21 protein-coding genes and 1 tRNA gene are annotated in these 22,768 nt (G+C 48.8%); 9 read left to right on the forward strand and 13 right to left on the reverse strand.

Annotated features, from left to right (window positions below):
* Positions 1-87: 87 nt before the first annotated feature.
* Both I0P70_RS14540 and I0P70_RS14545 read right to left on the reverse strand, forming a co-directional pair.
* Entirely contained in the window at positions 88-915 is an 828-nt protein-coding gene (locus I0P70_RS14540; RefSeq protein WP_230392207.1) for a phosphatidate cytidylyltransferase, read from the reverse strand.
* A gap of 45 nt (positions 916-960) precedes the next feature.
* Positions 961-1,926, reverse strand: coding sequence for a CPBP family intramembrane glutamic endopeptidase (locus tag I0P70_RS14545; RefSeq protein ID WP_007659500.1), 966 nt, complete (start codon positions 1,924-1,926; stop codon positions 961-963).
* Between the two features lie 53 nt (positions 1,927-1,979).
* Between I0P70_RS14545 and dusB the strand changes: the two genes are divergently transcribed.
* From dusB to I0P70_RS14565, 4 genes are all read left to right on the forward strand, one after another.
* Positions 1,980-2,969: a tRNA dihydrouridine synthase DusB gene (dusB, locus tag I0P70_RS14550; RefSeq protein WP_196119303.1), complete on the forward strand. Its 990-nt coding sequence runs from the start codon at positions 1,980-1,982 to the stop codon at positions 2,967-2,969.
* 209 nt (positions 2,970-3,178) lie between these two features.
* Positions 3,179-4,024 carry a DMT family transporter gene (locus I0P70_RS14555; RefSeq protein WP_230392217.1) on the forward strand — a complete coding sequence of 282 codons (846 nt, stop codon included), beginning with the start codon at positions 3,179-3,181 and terminating at the stop codon, positions 4,022-4,024.
* A 150-nt stretch (positions 4,025-4,174) separates the two neighbouring features.
* The gene (locus tag I0P70_RS14560; RefSeq protein ID WP_230392208.1) at positions 4,175-6,163 is read left to right on the forward strand and encodes a Na+/H+ antiporter NhaC family protein; all 1,989 of its coding nucleotides are present in this window, start codon (positions 4,175-4,177) and stop codon (positions 6,161-6,163) included.
* Positions 6,164-6,184: 21 nt separating this feature from the next.
* The gene (locus tag I0P70_RS14565; protein ID WP_196119305.1) at positions 6,185-6,637 is read left to right on the forward strand and encodes a hypothetical protein; all 453 of its coding nucleotides are present in this window, start codon (positions 6,185-6,187) and stop codon (positions 6,635-6,637) included.
* 29 nt (positions 6,638-6,666) lie between these two features.
* Here I0P70_RS14565 and I0P70_RS14570 read toward each other — a convergent pair whose 3' ends face one another.
* Both I0P70_RS14570 and I0P70_RS14575 read right to left on the reverse strand, forming a co-directional pair.
* On the reverse strand, positions 6,667-7,602 hold the full coding sequence (locus I0P70_RS14570; protein WP_196119307.1) for a GNAT family N-acetyltransferase: 936 nt from the start codon (positions 7,600-7,602) through the stop codon (positions 6,667-6,669).
* A 177-nt stretch (positions 7,603-7,779) separates the two neighbouring features.
* Positions 7,780-8,955, reverse strand: a complete 1,176-nt coding sequence (locus tag I0P70_RS14575; RefSeq protein WP_196119309.1) for an ATP-binding protein — start codon at positions 8,953-8,955, stop codon at positions 7,780-7,782.
* A gap of 113 nt (positions 8,956-9,068) precedes the next feature.
* On the opposite strand from I0P70_RS14575, the gene hemA reads away from it, so the two are divergent.
* Positions 9,069-10,343, forward strand: a complete 1,275-nt coding sequence (hemA, locus tag I0P70_RS14580) for a glutamyl-tRNA reductase (protein ID WP_196119311.1) — start codon at positions 9,069-9,071, stop codon at positions 10,341-10,343.
* Between the two features lie 279 nt (positions 10,344-10,622).
* Positions 10,623-10,949 carry a hypothetical protein gene (locus tag I0P70_RS14585; RefSeq protein ID WP_196119313.1) on the forward strand — a complete coding sequence of 109 codons (327 nt, stop codon included), beginning with the start codon at positions 10,623-10,625 and terminating at the stop codon, positions 10,947-10,949.
* A 167-nt stretch (positions 10,950-11,116) separates the two neighbouring features.
* Here the strand turns inward: I0P70_RS14585 and I0P70_RS14590 are convergent, their stop codons facing one another.
* The gene (locus I0P70_RS14590; RefSeq protein ID WP_076421268.1) at positions 11,117-11,425 is read right to left on the reverse strand and encodes a helix-turn-helix transcriptional regulator; all 309 of its coding nucleotides are present in this window, start codon (positions 11,423-11,425) and stop codon (positions 11,117-11,119) included.
* 438 nt (positions 11,426-11,863) lie between these two features.
* Here I0P70_RS14590 and I0P70_RS14595 point away from each other — a divergent pair, with 438 nt between their 5' ends.
* Together I0P70_RS14595 and I0P70_RS14600 are read left to right on the forward strand one after the other, a co-directional pair.
* On the forward strand, positions 11,864-13,090 hold the full coding sequence (locus I0P70_RS14595; RefSeq protein ID WP_196119315.1) for a Glu/Leu/Phe/Val dehydrogenase dimerization domain-containing protein: 1,227 nt from the start codon (positions 11,864-11,866) through the stop codon (positions 13,088-13,090).
* A gap of 10 nt (positions 13,091-13,100) precedes the next feature.
* Complete coding sequence (locus tag I0P70_RS14600; protein ID WP_196119317.1) at positions 13,101-14,258, forward strand: mechanosensitive ion channel family protein; 1,158 nt, start codon at positions 13,101-13,103, stop codon at positions 14,256-14,258.
* Positions 14,259-14,652: 394 nt separating this feature from the next.
* On the opposite strand, the gene I0P70_RS14605 is transcribed toward I0P70_RS14600, so the two are convergent.
* Positions 14,653-17,151: an AsmA-like C-terminal region-containing protein gene (locus I0P70_RS14605; protein WP_196119319.1), complete on the reverse strand. Its 2,499-nt coding sequence runs from the start codon at positions 17,149-17,151 to the stop codon at positions 14,653-14,655.
* Between the two features lie 203 nt (positions 17,152-17,354).
* Here I0P70_RS14605 and I0P70_RS14610 point away from each other — a divergent pair.
* Positions 17,355-17,429 (forward strand) — tRNA-Val (locus tag I0P70_RS14610).
* Between the two features lie 218 nt (positions 17,430-17,647).
* Here the strand turns inward: I0P70_RS14610 and coaE are convergent.
* The 7 genes from coaE to nusB form a co-directional block, all read right to left on the reverse strand.
* Positions 17,648-18,241 carry a dephospho-CoA kinase gene (coaE, locus tag I0P70_RS14615; protein WP_196119321.1) on the reverse strand — a complete coding sequence of 198 codons (594 nt, stop codon included), beginning with the start codon at positions 18,239-18,241 and terminating at the stop codon, positions 17,648-17,650.
* A gap of 4 nt (positions 18,242-18,245) precedes the next feature.
* On the reverse strand, positions 18,246-19,223 hold the full coding sequence (locus tag I0P70_RS14620) for a hypothetical protein (protein WP_196119323.1): 978 nt from the start codon (positions 19,221-19,223) through the stop codon (positions 18,246-18,248).
* Positions 19,224-19,235: 12 nt separating this feature from the next.
* The gene (yajC, locus tag I0P70_RS14625) at positions 19,236-19,538 is read right to left on the reverse strand and encodes a preprotein translocase subunit YajC (protein ID WP_007655023.1); all 303 of its coding nucleotides are present in this window, start codon (positions 19,536-19,538) and stop codon (positions 19,236-19,238) included.
* Positions 19,539-19,571: 33 nt separating this feature from the next.
* Positions 19,572-20,111, reverse strand: coding sequence for a DUF1573 domain-containing protein (locus I0P70_RS14630; RefSeq protein WP_196119325.1), 540 nt, complete (start codon positions 20,109-20,111; stop codon positions 19,572-19,574).
* A 25-nt stretch (positions 20,112-20,136) separates the two neighbouring features.
* The gene (locus tag I0P70_RS14635; RefSeq protein WP_196119327.1) at positions 20,137-21,135 is read right to left on the reverse strand and encodes an isocitrate/isopropylmalate dehydrogenase family protein; all 999 of its coding nucleotides are present in this window, start codon (positions 21,133-21,135) and stop codon (positions 20,137-20,139) included.
* Positions 21,136-21,137: 2 nt separating this feature from the next.
* Positions 21,138-21,440: a YtxH domain-containing protein gene (locus I0P70_RS14640; RefSeq protein WP_007655029.1), complete on the reverse strand. Its 303-nt coding sequence runs from the start codon at positions 21,438-21,440 to the stop codon at positions 21,138-21,140.
* 80 nt (positions 21,441-21,520) lie between these two features.
* The gene (gene nusB / locus I0P70_RS14645; protein WP_230392210.1) at positions 21,521-22,660 is read right to left on the reverse strand and encodes a transcription antitermination factor NusB; all 1,140 of its coding nucleotides are present in this window, start codon (positions 22,658-22,660) and stop codon (positions 21,521-21,523) included.
* Between the last annotated feature and the right edge of the window lie 108 nt (positions 22,661-22,768).

Below are 22,768 nucleotides of genomic sequence, written 5' to 3' on the forward strand. Positions count from 1 at the left end.
CTTTTGAATTAATCAGTGATTAACAATTATGGCGGTAAAGTTATGTAAATATTATTTACACATACCTACACCTTAATCAACAATAATTTAGAAAGTTTTGAGGAATGCGACGATGAAAGGAACGGCCAGGATCAGGCTGTCGAAGCGGTCCAAAATGCCTCCGTGGCCAGGCAACAGCGTACCCGAATCCTTAACACCCAGGCTGCGCTTGAGCAGGGACTCCACTAAATCGCCCAATACGCCAAAAACCGATACTATTATAGCTACGCCTATCCACTGGTATAGTTCCAAATCATGAAAGAACACGGACAGCAGCCAGCCAACCAGCACGGTCATAATCGTGCCGCCCGCCCAGCCTTCCCAGGTTTTGCCCGGAGAAATGCGCTCGAAGAGCTTGTTGCGCCCAAAGTTTTTGCCGGCGATGTAAGCCCCCGTGTCAGATGACCAGATCAGCAGCATGAGCCCCAGGATAGGCTGCCAGCGGTATTCACCCTCCAGATAACCCAGCAACTGTAGCAGCGAAAATGGTACGGCGATGTAGAGTACGCCCAGTATGGTAAAAGAAATGTTGGTGAACGGCTGCGGCTCTTTGCGGTACAGTTCCAGCACAAATATCAGGAACAGGGCGGGCAGTATCAGGTATAGCAGCTCGGCTGGCATGTACTCTTTGTCGATCAGAAATACAGCGATGAAAACTCCGGCCGCCAACAGCGTGCCATATACCTTGTTGGGCTTGATGCCAGCTACCTCTGACAGTTTATAAAACTCCAATGTGCCCAGCACGGTGAGCCCCAGAAACAGGATGAAAAAGGTCCACTCACTGAAAATTATACCTCCGATAAAGAGTGCCGCCCCTAATACTCCTACAATCAGGCGTTGCTGTAAATTACTAAGGGCAGATAGCTTGGTGCTCATGCGTTACAGGTTACCGGCAGCATCAGCCGGGTGGTTCGTCTTGAATTATTGGTTCCGGCGCTCATCTGCAGCCTCGGCTATACTTTCGGGGCGAGTGGGCGTCAGCATAAATTGCTTGTAAAGGTAATAGATTAAGGCTGCACTCAGCACCGCCGATATCAAAATGGTCATGATCGGCATCGGCTCCGTCGACTCTACATTAAAATCGATAGCGCCCGTCTGCTGCAGGTATAGCAAAAATACGGTGAAGCCGTTATTGAAGAAGTGCGCCACAATTGGCACCCAGATGTTGCCCGACCATAGGTATAGGTAACCGAATAAGGCTCCCAGCAACACACGCGGCACAAAGCCGAAGAACTGCACATGTATAGCTGAGAAAATGATTGCTGCTACCCACACGGCCACATGTGCGTTGCCGGACCAGCGGTGCACCTGTCGCTGCAGGATGCCTCTGAACACCAGTTCTTCGCCGATGGCAGGTATAACCGCGATCACGAGCAGGCCCATCAGCAGGCGCGGGAACGTCCCGAAGTTGGCAATCAGTTTCGTAAGCTCGGCCAGTTCATCTTCTTTGGCACGGGCCCACTCTTCAAAGCCTTTCATGAAATCCGGCAGGGAGAGCTCGGCATTCCAGTTGATGATCAATGAGTTGGCTGGCATGATAAAAACAACCAGGAAGCCCGCCAAAAGTAAAATTGTTGGCAAAGGAAGCTTTTTCCAGTTCAGATAGTGGTCGATGTTCACACCCGCCAGACGCAGCATCAAAAGTGGTCCGAGTACGAAAGAGCAGAACTGTACTAGGCCCTGAAAGAGTAGAAGTGCGTCGGCTGCTTCCGGATGTTCAGTCGGATTAGCCAGCAAATTAGTCAGGTCCATCACCTCTATTCCGAGCACCGCATTTACCAGCACCAGGTATAGGAAACTGGCCACAAAATAGCCGCCCAGCATGAATGCCAGCAACAATAGCAGAACTAAAAGTGGGTGTCGGTCTTCGGAGATGAAACCTTTCATAGAGAAGATTAGGTTTAATTGACGTAAATTTACGTGAAAATTTAACTTTTGCTTTGGTAAAGATAGCGAACATAGAACTAGGCGAGTTTCCGCTGCTGCTGGCGCCGATGGAAGACGTGAGCGATCCGCCTTTCCGAAAAGTGTGCAAGGCCAACGGTGCAGACCTGATGTATACCGAGTTCATCTCTTCTGAGGGTTTGATACGTGATGCCGCCAAAAGTGTGCAAAAACTTGACATTTTTGACTACGAGCGCCCGATTGGTATTCAGATATTCGGCTCTGACATTGACTCGATGCGTGAAGCCGCCATTGTGTCGTCGCAGGCCGGACCTGACCTCATTGACATCAACTACGGCTGCCCTGTAAAGAATGTAGCCTGTAAGGGTGCCGGTGCCGCTTTGCTGCGTGATGTGCCCAAAATGGTGAAGATGACCGAGGAGATCGTGAAGGCCACTCACCTGCCCGTGACGGTGAAGACTCGTCTGGGTTGGGATGAGAATACAAAATACATTGTAGAGACTGCTGAAAGACTTCAGGATATCGGTATAAAAGCCCTGAGTATACACGGCCGTACCCGCGTGCAGATGTACAAAGGCGAAGCTGACTGGAGCCTGATCGCGGAGGTGAAGAATAATCCGCGCATGCATATCCCGATCTTCGGAAACGGTGACATCGACTCTCCGCAGAAGGCGCTGGAGTACAAAAACAGGTATGGCGTAGACGGCATCATGATCGGCCGCGCCAGCATCGGTCACCCATGGATCTTCAATGAGATCAAACACTTCATGGCCACCGGCGAAGTACTAGCACCGCCTACACTGGAAGAGCGCGTGGAAGTATGCCGCCAGCACTTCACGCACTCGCTGGAGTGGAAAGGTGATAAACTAGGCATCTTTGAGATGCGCCGCCACTACACCAACTACTTCCGTGGCCTGCCGCACTTCAAGCCACTGCGCATGAAACTGGTGCAGTCCGAAGACATCCAGGAAATCTACGACACGCTGGACGAGATAGCCCAGACGATGGCGTATGAAGAAGTATAGGACTCAGAGCGTTTAGGAATTAACGCTTCAGATAAAATTAAGGGAGTTGATGTCCGGCATGCATGCTGAGACATTAACTCCTTTATCTTTGCAAATGGTTTGAAAGCGATGGATCTCTCAAACTCTTTAACTCTTAAATTCTCAAACTTATCAGAACTGTTACTACGCCCAAACAGGAGCAAACAGCTACACCGGTTATTGCCTGGGTACTGGTTGTTATACTTGCTCTTATCTGGGGCACATCGTTTATACTTATCAAGAAGGGACTCGTCGTTTATTCTTCCGACGAACTGGGAGCACTGCGCATGGTCATTGCCTGCGCCGCCCTGCTGCCCTTTGCCATTAAGAACCTTCGCAAAGTAGAGCCAAGCCGCTGGAAATTTTTGCTTGGCAGCGGTCTGCTGGGCAACTTCTTCCCGGCCTTTCTATTTGCGATTGCCGAAACGCGCCTGGCCAGCGGACTAGCCGGTGTGCTGAACTCACTTACTGCGCTGTTCACCTTGCTCGTAGGCGCGGCACTGTTTGGCCAGTCCATCACCTGGATGCGTATGCTTGGCATCGTAATCGGTATTGCGGGCACGGCCATCCTGATCTTCACAGGCAATGGCAACGCTGAGCTCGACAACATGTACTATGGTCTGTACATCGTGCTGGCCACCATCTTCTACGGCATCAGCGCCAACATTATCAAGCACCGTCTGCACGGCATGAAGGCTGTTGCCATTTCCAGCCTAGCCTTGCTTACGGTAGGCCCGGTTGCGCTGGTATACCTGCTCACCACTGATTTTTTCTACAAGCTGCAGCATGTTCCGGGTGCCTGGGAGGCGCTGATGTACATTGCCATACTGGCTGTTTTCAGCACCGCCATCGCGCTGGTGCTCTTCAATAAGCTGATTCATATCTCCACTACGCTGTTTGCCAGTTCTACTACTTATCTTATACCTGTGGTGGCTCTCATGTGGGGCGTTCTCGATGGTGAGGTAATTCACTTGTGGCACTACCTCGGCATGGTGGTGATCCTGGCAGGCGTGTTTATTGTGAACAGAGCGCGGTAAATCTACGCCATACCTGATACCGACAGCCCCTGTGCCACCGGCGCATGGGCTGTTTTCTTTTCTAAAGCCGCCTTCCGCCAATATCAGAATTTTCTAATCTCTCAATAATTTACTTACTTAAGGGTTTACAAGAACCGACCCTACAACCACATGAGGTTATTACAGACCCTTTTGAGTCTTGCGCTGCTGATGTTTCTCTCCTTTCAGACGATGGCGCAGGAAGATAGCACAGAGTTAGCCATAGAAGAATTCAGACTGCAGGCCGTCAACGATACGGCTTTTACCCTGCGCACCACCAACGAGGCGGGCAATCTGGTCAAGTATAGCGGACCGCTGCCTGTGCGCATCAACGGCAACCTGCAGGAGATCAGCTTCACCGAAGGTGAGGCCCGCTTCTCACTTCCCCAAAAGGCCAATCTGATACAGGTGAGCGCTAACGTGGGCACCCACACCATCGCCCGCCTTTACCGCCTCGATGCCGAAGCCGAGCACGGGGTGCACCGCTTCCCGATGTGGCTCTCTATTCTACCACCACTTATTGCCATCATTTTGGCCCTTATTTTCAGAGAGGTGCTACTCGCTCTTTTTGCAGGTATATGGGTGGGTGGCTTTGTGATCTACGGCATGTCCGTTAGGGCTTTTTTTACGGGTCTGCTCGCTGTAGCCGATACCTACCTGGTCAGCGCCATGACCGATACGGACCACATTGCCGTAATCCTGTTCTCGATGCTGATCGGTGGCATGGTAGCTATTATCTCCAAAAATGGAGGGATGGCGGGAGTTGTGAACAAATTATCCCGCTACGCACGCTCGGCCCGGAGTTCACAGTTGGTGACTTGGGTATTGGGTATTGCTATTTTTTTCGACGACTACGCCAACACTCTGATTGTCGGCAACACCATGCGTCCTGTTACTGACAAGCATCGCATCTCCCGCGAAAAGCTAGCTTATATTGTGGATAGTACCGCCGCCCCTGTGGCTGCCATCGCTTTCGTAACGACCTGGGTTGGGGCTGAGCTTGGCTATATTAAAGATGCTGCCACCACCCTAGGTATAGAGGAGGGCGCTTATTCGCTGTTTTTCCACTCGCTGGAGTACGCCTACTATCCGGTGCTGACACTGGTGTTTATGTTTATGCTGATCTGGATGAACCGCGACTATGGATTGATGCAAAAAGCTGAAGAGCGAGCCCGCACCACCGGCGCTGTGAGCAACCACCGCCCCGACAGCCGCAGCGAAGCCCGCCAGCAGCAGGAAATGGCCGAGTTCGAAGCTATCGATCCAGACCGAAGCCGTGCCTTCAATGCGCTTATACCTGTGCTGGTGGTTATCTTCGGCACTGTGATTGGCCTGCTCTATACCGGCTACAACCCTGATACCTGGGCCGACCAAAGCATCGGTTTCTTCCGCAAGCTCTCCATGACCATAGGTGACTCCAACTCATATACTGCACTGATCTGGGCCTCACTATCGGGTGTGGTCGTGGCGATAGCGCTTACGGTGAGCCAGCGTATCATGAGTCTGTATGAAACTATGGAGTCGCTGGTGACGGGCTTTAAGACGATGCTTCCGGCCATGCTCATCCTGGTGCTAGCCTGGTCACTGGCGCAGGTTACCAAGGAGCTTTACACCGCCGAGTACCTGACCTCGCTCTTTTCGGGCAACGTGTCGCCTCGCTGGTTACCTGAGATCACCTTCTTCCTAGCTGCCATCATCGCATTTTCAACCGGATCGAGCTGGGGCACCATGGCTATTCTGTACCCCCTGATGCTGCCCGCTGCCTGGTACGTGAGCCAGCAGCATGGCATGAGCGTAGAGGAAACCATGCCGATCATGTACAATGTGATTTCGGTGGTGTTGGCTGGTGCCGTATTCGGTGACCACTGCTCCCCTATCTCTGATACGACCATTCTCAGCTCACTTGCCTCTGGCTGCAACCACATCGACCACGTAAAAACCCAGTTGCCTTATGCCGTTACGGTGGCACTGGTAGCCAACCTGGTTTGCACCTCGCTCTCCAGCTGGGGAGTGCACTGGTTCCTGGTATACATCATAGGAGCCGTTATACTTTGGGGTATTATCAAGCTGTTTGGCAAGAAAAACGAGTATGAACCCATCGCAGCGGAGGTACCAGTTTGAGTTTAAAAAAGCAGAGAGCCTATGATTCCAAAATTGCAACCACGAGCGGATGTAGTGCAGTCTGAAAAACTGACAAGGGAGTTTGATGACATGCAAAGGTTGATAGATGCCCTAAACAGCAAAGAGATACCTGAAGGTATAGCTACCGCCATTACACAACAGCTAGAGCCGCTCAACAGCCAAGGTATTCCAGCGGAACAGTATACGGCAAGACTAAAGGAAACCCGCAGTTCCATCCTCAAGCTCGTGGAAAAGCAGTTGAAACTGGTGCCTCAAAAGCATCATCAAAAGTTATGGATGGCTCTGGGTATGACAGCACTAGGACTTCCTTTCGGTGTCGTGTTTGCATTAATGCTGAAAAACTTCGCTTTCCTTGGACTGGGCATGCCAATTGGGATGGGCATAGGTATAGGCGTTGGTACTAAGCTGGACGAGCAAGCCAAAGCTGAAGGTCGACAATTGGATTTGGAGTAGGTTGAAGCTTATACTCCTCTTACCTCAAACTAGAAATCCAATCGGTAAAAGTCATGCACCACAGTGCGGGCGCCGTAACTTTCTTTGTAACTCGCCAAACCCTCGTTCAGGTATAGCCCCTGCTGCTCTGTAGAGATGCCGAAACTGAAATACTTTTTGTGCGGGTATACCTTATTTATAAGGTGATCAATCAGCACGTGAGCAGCGCCTTGTTCCTGGGCTCGTTCGCTTGCACCAATGTATTGGCAGTGGGCCACGCCAGCAGTTTCGTATACCAAAGCTCCGGCCAGGAGTTCACTCTCCTGCTTTATGATGTAAAGGCTGATGTCCTTAGGGAAAAATTGCGCTAGTTTCTCTACCTCAGCTGCTGTATGCACAGGTTGCAGCTTGTGCCTGCTTTCAAGCTGTGTAGTTACCAACTGCATAAATTCCGCGTAATCTTCTGAGCGCTTCACCTCCCATTCATGGCTTTTGCACTGTGACAGGCGCCAACGCCGGTCTTTGCTATACCTGACAGGCTGCCCTAAGTCAACAACAGAGTTTACATCCCGGCGATATAGAACAGCGCCATACCTAAACAGGGCATACAGATCTTCCTCGGCTGGCACTTGGTGGTAGATGTGCGGTATAGTCTTATAATAAAGTGACTTGAAATGCTGTTCCCGGCTATACCTGATCAAAGCATCGAACACCTGCAACATCAGTGAGGCCTTCATCTTATGGCCACTTATCACACCCCCGTAACTTAAGCCGGCATGTGAGTGCAGTTCATTGTTAGTGGTATTAGCTGGCAGCACTGCCACCAGTTTGTCTTTATAATAGAAAAGGAGCGAATGATCCTCGAAGCGGTCAGCATGATATTCCATGTAATCGCGCATAAACAGGAACGTGCCGTTTTTGGACGCCTTTATAAAAGCATCCCATTCCGACTTATACCTAGCACTATACCTGACGACTGTAACCATTTCTTCACAAAAACTAAAAGCGTATCACGACACACTATTAAGCAGCACGATTCTCCAGCATAAACCAGCCCTCTATCTACCCCTTGACAAATGCTCGCGCCTATGAGCACCTTCTAATTTTTAACTCCAGACTTTCTACCTCCTAAAATCCTAAACTCCAAAATTCCTAACTTAACGCTACCTATTCAGCACGATCCTAAAAGTGGTACCTTTTCCGATTTCAGAGGACTTGACATAGAGCCTGCCTGCATGGTAGTTGTCAATGATGCGCTTGGCTAGTGCCAGTCCCAGTCCCCAGCCCCTCTTCTTGGTGGTAAAGCCAGGCAAGAAGACCGAGTCCATCTTGCTTTTAGGTATACCCTTGCCTGTATCGCTAATGTCGAGTGCGACCTGGCTCTTGCCTAGTAGCGAGAGTTGCAGCCGGATACTACCGCGGCCCTCCATCGCATCCACAGCATTTTTACAGATGTTTTCGATTACCCAGTCGAAGAGCGGCACGTTGATTTTGGCCGTGATATCAGGTGCGAAGTTAGAAATTACGCTAAAATCAACCTTACTTGAGATCCGGTTCTGCAAGTAGTTGATGGCATTCTCTGTCACTTGCAGTACGTTCTCGTCACGCAACAGCGGCACTGACCCGATATTGGAGAAACGCTCTGTGATAATCTCCAGACGGCGAATGTCCTTCCAGAGCTCGGCCGTGATGGGCTCATTTTCGAATTTCGGGCTGGACTTCATGTATTCGTACCAAGCCATCAGAGAAGAAAGTGGCGTGCCCAGTTGGTGCGCAGTTTCTTTTGCCAGACCGACCCATACCCTATTTTGCTCCGCCTTGCGGGAGTAACTGAAAGCAAAGTAAGCCATCAGTGCAAAACAGGCAATAACCATCAACTGCACATAAGGATAGTAGCGCAGCTGCGATAGCAGGGCCGAGTCTTTGTAGAAAACGTAATTTTCAGAACCCTCTGCCCAAGGCACTATGATCGGAGCGTGCTGTGCCTTCATGCGGGCAATTTCGCGCTGCAGCAGCTCATTTTTGCGGTTTTCTGAAATGTTTTCGGGAAGATCGATGTTCTTAAAATCGAGAATATTTTCGTGCTCGTCAGTAAGAATAACAGGTATGGTATGGTTAGAGGACAGAATTTCTTCTTCAATGAATACGATGTTATCGTCGCTGGGAGCATTGATCATATAGCGCAGGCCTTTGGCGTAGAGCTGCACCAATTCTTGCTCTCTTTCAGACAATTTGCTCACTAATACGTTAGTGTACGTAATGGTAACCGCCCCAATAATGAGCGCGACAATGACGACAAGAAACTTTATTCTGTTTTTCTGGGCGTAAATGGGAATCATGCGGTGGCGCGAAAATTATCTGAAATTAGTATAAATTAATTAATAAGGGCAAGGAAGTTTCATTTTAATCATCAATACAGTAATTTTGCACTTTAGTATTCCGAACGTAAGTTATGCTTCAGAACTTTAAAGCAATCAGCCTGTCATATAAGAAAGCACCGCTGGATATCAGGGAGCTGATTGCCTTAGATGAGAACTCATGCAGGCAATTTATTCAGACGCTGAAGAGCTTTATTCAGGCTTCTGACATTCTGGTGCTCTCTACCTGCAACCGCACCGAAGTGTATTATAACTCCGATGTGGACTATAGCACCGAAATCGTAAAGCTGCTCGGTATCACGAAAGGCATCGACAACATCACCCAATACCTCGACTATTTTACCATCCTCAACGAGCACAACGATGCTGTGCAGCATTTATTTGAGGTGAGTATGGGCCTGGAATCGCAGGTGGTGGGCGATATGCAGATCACGAACCAGGTGAAGCAGTCGTATCAGTGGGCCGCCGACAACGAGACGGCCGGTCCGTTTCTGCACCGTCTCATGCATACTATCTTCTTCACCAACAAGCGTGTGGTACAGGAGACTGCCTTCCGCGACGGCGCCGCCTCTACTTCTTATGCAGCCATTGAGCTGATCGAGGAGCTGACTGCCGATGTGGTGGCTGAGCCAAAGATACTGGTAGTAGGTGTGGGTGAAATCGGTGCCGATGTGTGTCGTCACCTCAAAGACAAAGGTTACCAGCATGTGACCATTACCAACCGTACGATGGCTAAAGCACAGACGTTAGCGGACGAGTGCGGCATGGCTGTGCTCCCATTCGAAGATATCGTGCAAGGCTTGAAAGAAGCAGATGTGATTATCTCTTCTGTAGCCCGCGAAACGCCTTTCTTCACCAAAGAAATGATCCAGCGCCTGAACGTGCTCACGTTTAAGTTCTTCATAGACTTATCCGTACCTCGTAGTGTAGAAGCCGAGGTGGAAGCCGTACCAGGGGTGTTGGTTTACAACATCGACACTATACAGAACAAAGCATCTGCCGCACTCCAGCAGCGCATCAACTCTGTGCCGCAGGTACGTACTATAATAGAAGAGTCAAAAGAGCAGTTTAACGACTGGTCGAAAGAGATGATGGTATCGCCTACTATCAACAAGCTGAAGAATGCGCTCGAGACGATTCGCCAGGAGGAAATGGCCCGCTACATGAAAAAGCTCGGCCCGAAAGAAGCCAAGCTGGTTGACAGCATCACCAAATCGATGATGCAGAAAGTAATAAAATTGCCGGTGCTGCAACTGAAAGCTGCCTGCAAACGCGGTGAAGCTGAAACATTGATTGACTTGCTCAACGATCTGTTTGATCTGGAGAAGCAACCCGCAGACTCACATTAGCATTGTTAAACATCATTAATAGAAAGCTGACTCCAAAAAGTCAGCTTTTTTTGTGTTTACTCTTGCGTTATATAATTATTTATACATATCTTTGTACATATAAATATTCAAATAAGATATTTACTTAAACCGCAGGAAAAACCGATCCAAGCTAAGAGAACAGCAGCAAACAAAATCTAACCTATTACCCTTAGTGCAGTAAAAATGAAAAACATCTCGACTATCCTATCCTTTATTACTGTTGTTCTGCTATTTAGCTCTTGCACAAGCCATTCGTTTATGCTGACTGAGCGTGATATTGCCAACGACGGTATAGCTCCCATACAGAAGTCGGACTATAGAATGGTAACTGATAAGCCCGCTGACGCTTATGCAGACGCAGATGCCAAATGGATTGCAACCTCGAAGCCACATGTTGTTAGTACCTCCTCCCGTGTCGTGCGTCGAACCGATGCCGTAGCGCTCTCTGCTGCCACTACGCACGAAGGCCACGAGATACTGAAGCGTGAAGTTGAGAAGGCCATGAAAAAAGACAAGGCTGCCCCTGCCTCCAAAAAGGTAAAAGTAAAAAAGCAAAAAGAATCAGGCGACAAAATTCTACTATAAGCCCCAGGCAGCAGCATTTGCTTCACCGCAAAACTTTGTTAACTGTCTGTTTTATTTAGTCAATAGAAAAGCCAAAGGTCCCCGCCAGCTTCTTTAAACGAAGGGAACGGAGACCTTTGGCTTTTCTATTGATGCAATATTCGGTGCCAAAGCACCAGAGCGAATCACTAAATATCAATGCAACACTCTTCCAGGCAATCGATCACGTCGATTAGCTTTGGTATGGCAAGGGAGTAGTAAATCTTGGTGCCTACTTTAAAAGAAGAGAGCACACCTTTATCTTTCAGCGTAATCAAGTGCTGGGAAGCAATAGCCTGTGGCAGGTCCAGATACTTATAAATTTCCGTAACAGTCATTTTATCTTCCTTGCCGAGCAAGTCCACTATCGCCAGTCTTTTCGGGTGCGCCAGTACTTTCAGCATGGCGGCCGCCTTATCTATTTTTTTAGATTCAATTCTAGACAACAAACTTTTCATAATTAATAATTATACCTAACAGTTTCTACATACATTTAAACAATACAATTCATATTAAGATATATACGGCAACAGCGACATTTGGCTGATGTAGCTTCAAAGGATTTTTAAAATTTTCTTCTGAAGGCTCCCATAACACAACACACTCCTTGTCAGACACATCCTGAATGCTGAATTGAGTAGATGTACGTATAAAAATTAAAATTGGATATATAAAATACTTAATGTTAATAGATTACTATATGGCCCTTGCCCGATTGACTCCCTCCGCGAATTGTCCAACCTGACTTCCTTTTACCAAAAATCCAGTGTCGTAACGCGTATTCCCAGTACAGTACAATCCTCACCTCCAAGGTTCCATAAGATTTCGTGGGTCTGTACGCTCCGATGTATTTTTGTACCTTTGCGGTCTGTAAACCCTTAACTACAAACAAACCCATGAAAGAGCTTCTCGAAAAATTTGAGAATAAACGCCCTGAGATAGTATTTGAGTGGAAAGATGCTGAAACTGAAGCCGAAGGCTGGGTTGTGATCAACTCGCTGCGCGGTGGTGCGGCCGGTGGTGGCACCCGCATGCGCAAAGGCCTGGACAAGCGCGAGGTAGAGTCATTAGCCAAAACCATGGAGGTGAAGTTCACCGTATCCGGTCCTGCTATCGGCGGAGCCAAGTCTGGCATCAACTTCGATCCGGCCGACCCGCGCAAGCGAGGTGTGCTGGAGCGCTGGTACAAGGCCGTTATTCCACTTCTGAAGAGCTATTACGGAACAGGTGGCGACCTTAATGTGGACGAGATACACGAGGTAATTCCAATTACAGAAGACTATGGCCTGTGGCACCCGCAGGAAGGGGTAGTGAACGGCCATTTCAATGCAACCGAGCCTCAGAAGATAAACAAGATAGGTCAGCTTCGTCAGGGAGTGATCAAAGTGATTGAGGACCCGGCTTACACTCCGGCCGCTGCCCGCAAGTATACCGTGGCTGATATGATTACAGGGTATGGAGTGGCCGAGGCTGTTTGCCATTACTATACTATCTGGGGTGGTTCGTTTGAGGGTAAGCGTGCCATCATACAAGGCTGGGGAAATGTAGGGGCCGCTGCTGCCTTTTACCTGGCAGGCAAGGGCGTTAAAATTGTTGGCATTATCGATCGGGCGAGTGGTCTGATCAATGAAGAAGGCTTCACTTTTGAAGAAATCAGGGAACTGTTCTTGGGCCGGCAGGGCAATGCTCTCTACACCGAAAATTTGATCCCTTTTGAGGAGATGAACAACCGCATCTGGTCTCTTCCTGCCGAGATCTTTATACCTGCTGCAGCATCTCGTCTTGTTACCCGCGGACAGCTGGAGCAAATGATCGCCAGCGGCCTGGAGGTAATCTCATGCGGTGCCAACGTGCCGTTCCAGGATCCGGAGATTTTCTTTGGCCCTACCGGTGAGTTTGCCGATCGCAACATATCCGTTATACCTGACTTTATCGCAAACTGCGGCATGGCGCGTGTGTTTGCTTACCTGATGGAGAATGAAGTGGAAATCACCGATGACGCTATTTTCCATGACATTTCCAGTGTCATCCGGGAGGCATTAGAGAGAACCCATACCAAGAACCAGGCAAAGACCGAGATCGCCAAAACTTCTTTTGAAATAGCACTGAGCCAACTGCTATAATACAATGAGCATGGATGATATAAGAGCGTATCTTTCCTATGAATTTTTAGGCAACACAGTAGCGGCTTATCTTTGGTTCGCCACTATACTGCTGATCGGTTATATCTTTAAAACCCTGCTGTCGAGACTGATCACCGGTATCATTTTCAGGGTGGTGAAGCGCTTTGCAGACGAGGAGGGCCAGGCTAGTCTGAAGCGGTTTCTGATACAGCCGCTGGAGATGGTGGTGTTTCTGGTCTTTCTTTTTCTGGCTGTTAACGTGCTGAAGTTTCCATCCGGGGTAGAATACATCGGCAGCCCTATGCTGCAGATAGCTTTATTTCGCATCTATCAAATCTTCATCATTGCAGCCATTACTTGGGTTATTACACGCTTCATCGATTTCTTTGGGCTTGTATTCCAGCGCAGAGCCAGCCGCACCACATCCAAGCTCGATGATCAACTTGTACCGTTCTTTAAGGATTTTTCCAAAGTCATCATCTACATATTTGCCTTCTTGGTGGTGCTGGGTTCGGTTTTCGGAGTAAACGTAGCGGCCATTGTTGCCAGTTTGGGTGTAGGTGGCCTGGCCATTGCCTTCGCTGCCAAGGAAAGCCTGGAAAACCTGCTCGCCTCTTTTACGATCTTCCTGGATCATCCATTTGTAGTTGGTGACCTGGTGGAAGTAGGCGGCGTAACAGGTGTGATTGAAAAAATCGGATTTCGAAGCACGCGCATACGCACACTGGAGAAGACCTTCGTGACCGTACCCAACAAGAGCATGATCGACAAACCGCTTAACAACCTGAGCCTGCGCACTTTCCGCAGAGTACAGTTTGACGTGAACCTGACTTATGACACAACCTCAGCTCAGATCAAGGCCATCACCAGCGAATTGCAGGAGTACATCGACAGCCATCCACAGACAAACCAGGATGGCCGCATCCGCTTTCAGAACCTTGGAGCTAGCTCTAAGGACGTCATGGTGCTCTATTTTGTGGAAGCGCTGGATTGGAACGAGTACATCAATATTAAAGAAGAAGTGGCTTACAAGATCGTGGAAGTAGTAGAAAAGCACGGCGCCGACTTTGCTTTCCCTACGCAGACATTGCATGTTTATAAGGAAAATAAGCGGGACACTCCGCAGGCACCTGAAACAGTTCATTTCCCTCCTTCTGATCTGCACTAAGTAGAAATACTTGCACAGCTATAAATAAAAAAGCCGGAGAAACTCCGGCTTTTTTTTCACCCTTATATTTTCAAACTGCAGCATCTCCTTCGCCATTATTGGACCTTACCAAGGGAGCCTACAGTAGTTTTACATCTATTCCAAAAAATCAACGCAAATCATTATTGTAATTTTGTTTTATCTAACGACCGAATGCCCGTCAGGTTATACAATCAACAGTATTTTTTTAACAAAGAACCACTTTAACAAGGTAAACGATCATTAACAAAGGATGTAAGTAAAATATAATTTTTACAATACTGCATTTACACCTATTATAACATCCTACCTATACCTATTTGAGTTAACCCAATCCGCACAAATACTGACCAGGTATAACCGCTGTGCTGTAGTCTTAGTCAAAGTCGAAATACTCCCCTTCCTGCAGCTCCACTTTCTTCTCCTGCTTTACCGGCTTTTTACCACGCAGCAGGTCCTTAAGCTCCTGTCCTTCTTGCTTCAGGTCTGTTTTGATTTTCTCACGCACCCGCTCGTTGTCATAAGCTAGCTTAAAGTCGCTCTCCTTGCCACGCAGGGTCAGGAAAAGTGAACTGTTCCCTGCATCCGGATCATCTGCCACCACCCCATATACACTATCACGGTCAGGGCGACTCCCTTTGGACAGCGGTAGCTTGATGCGGTAGTCCATGTCCTGGTCAAAGGTATGGGTGCCCGAGATGGACACTGAAGGTATAGCTGACAAGTTGGAACGAATGTCCATCTCAGGAATGAAAATGGTGCGCTGCTGTATCCAGAAATTGTTGCTTAGCTCAGCAAACTTCATATTCGCCAGCTCTGAACGCTTTACGAAGGCGGACATCTTCTGCATCGGAGCAAAATTGATCAGCTGTCCGTCACGCACTGTAGCGGCTATTTCGGCTTGCATCAGGTCAGTTTTGGCATTGAGATGGCTGTCGAAGTACACATCTGATACAATGTTGGCTGTGAGCTTACCCCGCAGGTGCTTATCGGAGACAAAGCTCTGCCCAAAGTTCTCGAAAACATAGAACAGGCTGTCGACACTCATATTGCTTAGTTTGGTGGCTGTGCTCACCTTGATGTGGTCGCGGTTACGGGCATCCAGGTTGCCGCGCACGGCAAAGTTGCCGCCAATGGCATTGAATGAGATATTGGGACTCGATACGATCTGGTTACGCAGCTTTACCTCTCCTTTGATATGCTCTCCTCTGAAGCGCCTGAACTTCGCCTGCCGGATGGCGGCGCTCAGGTCAAAGGCAATGTCCGGTGAAATGTTAAATTTATAGGCGCTATTACTGGTTTGTCTGGCATCGGCCGGGGTATTCAGTTCTTCGCTAAGCAACTGGTCGAAGTTGAGGTACTGGCTACTGAAATCCGCTTCCACGAGCAGACGCTGCCTGTCAAGCAGCAACCAGGCCATGACATTGCGAAACATACCGTTCAGCACAAAGTCTGAGTCGCCTAGCTGCCCTTTGAAGTCCGACACCGCCACATCATTCTTCTTGAAAATGAAGTTGCCATTCAGGCTCTTCAGTGGCATCGGCATTTCCTTGAGGTTCAGCATCACGTTGTGCAGCGTAATGTCGCCGCTTGTATTCAGGGTGCTGTTGCCCGGCCTGGCCTTAAACTCTTTTAAATTTCCTGCAAAGGCAATGCGTACATCTGCCAGCCCACTTCCACCGCGCACCTCATCCAGCTGCAGCAGGCTCACCACATAGCCTACATCCAGCATACCTTTGGCGCTAAAGGCCAGGTAGGGGTTATCAAAGTTGCGGTAAGTCAGGCTTCCTTCAAACGGGCGCTTGTTCAGCACGCCTTTCAAATTCTTCAATTCCAGTAATGAGGTTGCAGCGCTCTTTCCGCCGCCGTTTGTAAAGTAGCCGTCCAGGTGCAGGCCATCAACCTTCTGCTTCGTATCGGGGTGAAAGAAAGATGCATTGCGGGCGCCAAACTCAAAGGCTACCTCTGGATTGTGCTTAGCGGATACTTTGCCCCGTACAGTGCCTTTAAAGAACACATCGCCTTCACTGCGGTATTGGTTATACTCACGCGTGATTTGCTGCGGCAATAGTGACAGCAAGGACTGTATGTTGGTGTCTTTTCCCTGCAGTTGCAAATCCAACTCTGTAGTGCCGCCATAGGCGATCTGTCCGCCGACTTCATAAGCGGCTCCCTCCACCTGCACAACTGATGGCTGCAGGGCAATGGTCTGTGCCGTGCGGTTTATGGTAAGGGCGGTGTGTAGCGCAACCGACTTCTCTTTAAAGTACTCGCTCTCTCCTATCCGTATAGTCGCTATCGTAGCGTTTCCTTTCGTTTCTAAGGCTATCTCATCGTTTGTGATGGTCATAGCGGCAATCAACTGCTCTGCATCAGCTTCGATGTAGTGGTTTAGCTGCAGGTCGGTGTAGCGCACAGCCACCTGGCTCAGGTTAATCCTTTCCAGATTAAAGGCGAAATCACCGGATGACTCGCTGGAATCAGTTGCAATGATGTGGTAGTTAGCCTGCCCGTTTTTCAGCACACGCACATGGATGGAGCCATTCTCCAGGTATAGCTGTTTTACATCATACTTACCACGGATGATATCAAATACGCTGAATGTGAAATACAGCTTCTCGGCTCGGGCCAGCGACGAATCACTTTCGGCTATACCCTCGTGCACGTTTACCTGGTCAAGCGCCACAGCCACCTGCGGAAATTTGTCGAAGAGAGAGAGTGAAATCTTACCGACTTCTACCTTTGTTGTAATGTGCTTATTGGCTTCGGCAACAAAGAGGCCAATTATTTTATCCTGATACGCATATACCAAACCCGCCGAAATGCCTGTAATCGCCACTGCTGCCAGGGCGATATAAAATAGCACTTTTTTCACAACACGATTTCGTCCCAAGAGAAAGTTCAGATTTTAAGCATCTTACAAAAGCTAAAGGTACTGCAGTATTCACACGTGCACAATAGGCCTAAGGGCACGAAAAAAAATTTTAAGATTTTTTTTCCAAATGTTTTGCAGTTCCAAAAAAACGCCCCATATTTGCATCATCAAACGGGGACAACAGGTCAACGAAACGATAAAACGGGGTGTTAGCTCAGCTGGTTCAGAGCACCTGCCTTACAAGCAGGGGGTCACTGGTTCGAATCCAGTACGCCCCACAAAAGGACAACTTAAAAGTTGTCCTTTTTTTATGTCTATACTTTTCTGTTTTGCCTGATTTTCAGGGCTGTACCTACTGGTCACCAATTCACCCTCTATACCTTAACGCCTATCCCTGTGTATTGGTATGCCAAGCACCTGGCTCGAAGTCGTTAAAATAAAAAAGGCCATACCTGTTACCGGCTGGCCTACATCTCTGTTTCGCTTCAACTGTTGCTTATACCTTATCCAAAAACTGCTGGTGCAGGCTAAGCACCTGCGGGATGATCAACTGCTGATCATCGTTGTAGACAATGTGCTGTGCCCGGGCAATTTTCTCTTCTTCGCTTAGCTGTTTACTGATGATTGCCTTTATATCAGCTTCTGTCCGGTGCGCGTCTCGTTTGAGCAGGCGCTTGAGACGCACCTCCAACGGGGAAGTCACAACAATAATTTCATCCATCTGCCGCCAAGACTCTGACTCGAACATCAGCGCGGCTTCCTTGATCAGATAGGGGGCTTTAGCATTCGACGCTGCCCAACGCTCAAAGTCGGTGCCTACATGTGGATGCACCATGGCATTCAGCTTCTCCAGTCGCTCTTGGTTATTGAAAACCACCGACGCCAGATAAGCGCGATTTAATTGTCCCTCTGAGGTATAGGTTTCCTGCCCAAAGGCCTCCTGTAACTCTTGCTTTAGCGCTGGGTCATGTTGCATTACCCACTTGGCGCGGGTGTCAGCGTCATACACAGGTATACCCAATACCTGAAACAGGCGGCACACTATTGTTTTGCCAACTCCTATACCTCCAGTTACACCTATCCTAAGCATAAGATTATTTCTGTAAAACAGCTTTGATACGCTCAGGCCAGAGCGTGATGTTGCGGGCTCCGGCGGGCTTCTGTACTAGCTCAGGCACCACCGTTGAGTCCTGGCGGTTATACCTTGAAAAGTCTACAATGGCTTTAAATGCGTCTGAATTGATGACAGCTCCCGAATCTTCGAGGGCGAGGTAACGAATCAATACCACCTGCGGTCGCAAGGTCACATCTGTATTTAAAGGCACATTCACCATCTCCGGCGTTACCTGGAGTTCCCGCTGCTGCAGGGGTCTAATCCTGACCGACACTGTGGCTTCTGTTATATCTGACTTTACCAGCGACTTATTATCATATTCGATGGGTACCACGATCTTGGCGGACTCAGTCATATTGGTAATCGGCAGTCGCAACACGAAAGGGCTCGGTAAACTGTCGACCATGGAAGACGGTCCTCGGAAGGTAACGGTGTCTGGATCAATGCGAACAGGACGCAGCATCGCGTGGCGTTCGCCTGTTACTTTCTGAGTAGGGTCGAGCTGCAATGCGATACGACGCGTTACCTTCTCGTTGAAGTTGAAGAAAAGGGTATCCGTCACTACAAAGTTAAGCTGCAGACCATCCATGGCATTTACCAGAGCGGGACGCAGGGCAGAGCCAAGCAGATAATTGTTGCGGGGCAGATTACGGATGTAGATCTCGGCAGGCTGTACCTCTACCCTAAGTGCTTTGCGAAGGAGTTTCCATCCCCGTCCGGTAACGTTAACCGCTACTTCTTCAGGCAGAGGGTTGATCGGCACCAAGCGCTGATCATTGAATACAAAACGCACCGGATAGGTGGTTTGGGTAGAGTAGCTTTTGTTGAGGGCATTGAGTAGCCAGAAAGTAGAGGCCGCCACAAAACAGAGCACTACAATTCGCCAGTAGTGCTCTGTTTGGGGCTTAAATGGCCTTACAAACCATAAAATGATATTTCGGGCTTTCTCAAACGACAAGGTTTCTTATCCTTATTTCACTTTTGCAGTGGCTTCCAGTGAGATAGCAGACTTCTCAAACACCAGGCGTACGCCTTTGTCTACTTCTATCTCTACGGTGTCATCGTTTACTGCTGTTAAACGACCATGCAGTCCGCCTATTGTCACGACTTGCATGCCTTTTGTCAGCTCTTCACGAAATTTTTTCTGATCCTTTGCTTTCTTCTGCTGCGGACGGATCATGAAAAAATAGAAAACAAGGATAATAGCGCCGAACATCAGGAGTTGTGGCAGCATGCCACCATCTGGTGCGGCTTGGAGGAATATCGTTTGCATAAAAAGGTTATACGCTCTGTTTAAGAGTGATTACTAGTTGAGTCTTACAGGGCCGTCAGCGCCTGCAGTCGGAATGTTTGATGTAGCCACATTGCCTTTCATCGCAATGCGAACAATGTTAGGCTCTGTGTTGGCACGGATCGTAACGGTAGGTGCCTGCTGGCCAGCCTTGTTGTTACTATCAAAGCGCACTTTCACTTTGCCTTTTTCGCCTGGAGCTACAGGAGCCTTGGTCCAGTCAGGAGCTGTACAACCGCAGGATGCAGAAGCGCTCTCGATCACCAACGGCGTTTTGCCTGTGTTAGTGAATGTAAAGGTATGCTCTACCACCTCGCCCTGCTTGATCGTACCGAAGTCGTACTCAGACTCCTCAAACGTCATCACAGCTGCATTTTCAGTGCTTGTCGTTTGGCTGGTCGGCACCACATTTGGGTTGTCGATCTGCTGTGGCTGTTCGGCTGTAGCAGTTGTCTCAGCGGCTGTTGCCTCTGCTTCTGTCGTGTTGTTCTGGTCGCAGCTGGTCACTGTCATGGCAGCGCCAAGTGCTAGGGCTAATAAGAAATTCTTTTTCATATCAGTTAAACAGCTTTTGAGTTGATTATAGTTTCGAAATGATGTGCTGTGCAAATTCCATGGTGCTGGCATTGCCACCCAGGTCGCCTGTGCACTGCTCGCGGTTAGCAAGCGTAGCGTCAAGGGCCGTCTCGATGCGGTTTGCCTCGTCCTTCAGGTCAATGTGATGCAGCATCATGATGGCAGAGCGCAACAGAGCCGTTGGGTTTGCCTTGCCTTGACCTGCAATATCAGGAGCAGAGCCGTGCACCGCTTCAAAGATAGCCATGTCATTGCCAATGTTGGCACCGGATACTACGCCCAAACCACCTACCAGACCCGCGCACAGGTCAGACAGGATATCACCGAACAGGTTAGTTGTTACGATCACGTCGAACTGCTCCGGCTTGATCACCAGCTGCATGCACATGTTGTCGATGATTTTGTCGTCGTACTGGATGTGCGGATATTCTTTTGCAATTTCACTGGCCTCGCTCAGGAACAGCGCTCCTGCGCTCTTCAGGATGTTGGCCTTGTGCACTGCTGTTACTTTCTTGCAGTTGTGCTTGTTGGCATACTCAAAGGCAGCACGGATGATCTTGCGACAACCCACACGTGTCAGACGGGCCACGGAGTCAGAGATCTGCAGGCGCTCGTCGAACATTTCCAGGCCAGAGTATAGACCTTCGGTATTCTCACGGAATAGCACCAGGTTTACATTCTCGAAGCGGGTGTTTACACCGGGTGTAGTCTTGGCAGGTCGTACGTTTGAGTACAGGTCAAACATCTGGCGCAGCTGCACATTGATGCTTTTGAAACCTTTGCCAACCGGCGTTGTGATAGGGCCTTTCAGGGCCACTTTATTCTTCTTAAGCGAAGCTATCAGTGTAGAAGGAATCAGTTCACCGATCGAGTCGAAGGTGGTCTGTCCTGCATTTTCCTCTTCCCAGGTTACAGGCACGTTTGCAGCGCTGAAAACGGCTTTAACGGCTTCTGTAATTTCTGGTCCAATCCCGTCGCCGGGAATCAGTGTAATCTCTCTCATGTTTATATTTCTTTCCTGCTGTTAATCTCGTTGATAAGTGAATCGACATCGCCCAGTAGCTTCTCGGCTTTGTCTTTGGCATCCTGTATCACACGCTGTCCTTCTGACTTGGCAGTAGTAGGCACCAGATTACGATCCTCTACCAATTCTTCCAGCAGGTCTGAAAGGGTGTCGCGATACTTTTCAAGGCGGTAACTCAGCCAGCTGCGTGTCTCTCTCCCTTTTTCAGGGGCAAACAGGATACCAGCTGCAGCTCCCACAGCGGCTCCAGAAACGAAAAACAGTATATTGCTCGTTTTGCTCATAGGATTATCTCTATACTTATATATTAGGTATGTCGTTTTCCCCTATTACGGTATATCGGGGCTTAAAGACGCACTATACCTTATTTGTTGTCGATCAAACCGCGGCCTGACTTACGAATGTCTCCTTTCGAGGTCAGTTCCTGCGCCATCTTGTCCAGTACACCGTTCACAAACTGCTTGCTCTTAGGTGTGCTGTACAGCTTCGAAATCTCAATGTATTCGTTGATGGTCACTTTAACGGGTATGCTTCGGAAGATGTGCATTTCGCAAAGCGCCATTTTCAGGATGATCTTGTCAAGCAGGGCCACACGCTCCACATCCCAGTTCTTCACGCTTTCGGCTATCATGGCCTCGTACTTTTCGTCATCCTGCAGTGTCTGGTGGTAGAGCTCCTCAAAGAAGGCTTTGTCGTCTTCCCAGTTAGCCGAGAGGTCCAGTAGCACGGGCTCCTCTTCGGTCTCTTCGCCAAACATCTTGACAGTCTTGTTGACCAGGCTTTTCACGATGGATTTATTCTCCACCCAGTTCAAATCCTGCTCCTCAAACAAAGATTGTAAGTTTTTTTCTTTAAAAATAATGTTTTTGAAAATATGTTTCACCACCTCCAAGTCCTCTTCGAGGGTAGGTTCAGGTAGTGCGAGGTAGTTCAGAAATACCTCATCCTGCTTGAGGATGTTCTTATAAACCGCACGGATTTCGCTGATGTCAGAACCCCAACTGATATTGCGGCGGATGATGTTTTCCTGATAAGACTTGTTGCTGAGGATGCGCTGTGCCACGCGGTTGTTCAGGAAACGCTTTACGTCCGGGCCCTTGGCCTCCGTGAAACGCTTTTCTTTCTTTTCCTCTTCGTCTTCTACCAATTCGTTCAGCAGTTGCAGTATTTGCAAGGTGCCCAGGTAGTGGTCGTAGATACGCTCCACAGCGCCCATCATCTGGTTGCTATAATGCTTATAGTCCTTCTTGAGGGTATTCTGGTAGTAGACGATCGCTCTGTTTACCGCGTCAATGATCTCCTTGTCGGTCTCTTCTGTTTCGAACTGGCCGGTTTCGTGCCACTCTTTGAAGAGCAGCTGCGCAATTTGTTTACGGCCTTCAAGCAGCTTACGATCCTGCACTTCCATGGAGTTCAGGTCTGGAGCGAAGTCGTCTGCTATCTGGTCAAGTGCCAGCTGGTAATCCGAACCTTCGGCCTGTTTGTAGGCATAGATGGCTTGCATAGCCTTGATTCGAAGTGTTCTGCGGTTGAGCATAATGGTATTTTAAAGAACGTGTTGGTTGAAATGTATTAGTACTCTTAATTAATGCCGGAGCATCAGGTATAGCAG

Source organism: Pontibacter sp. FD36 (assembly GCF_015686655.1).
Lineage (GTDB): Bacteria > Bacteroidota > Bacteroidia > Cytophagales > Hymenobacteraceae > Pontibacter.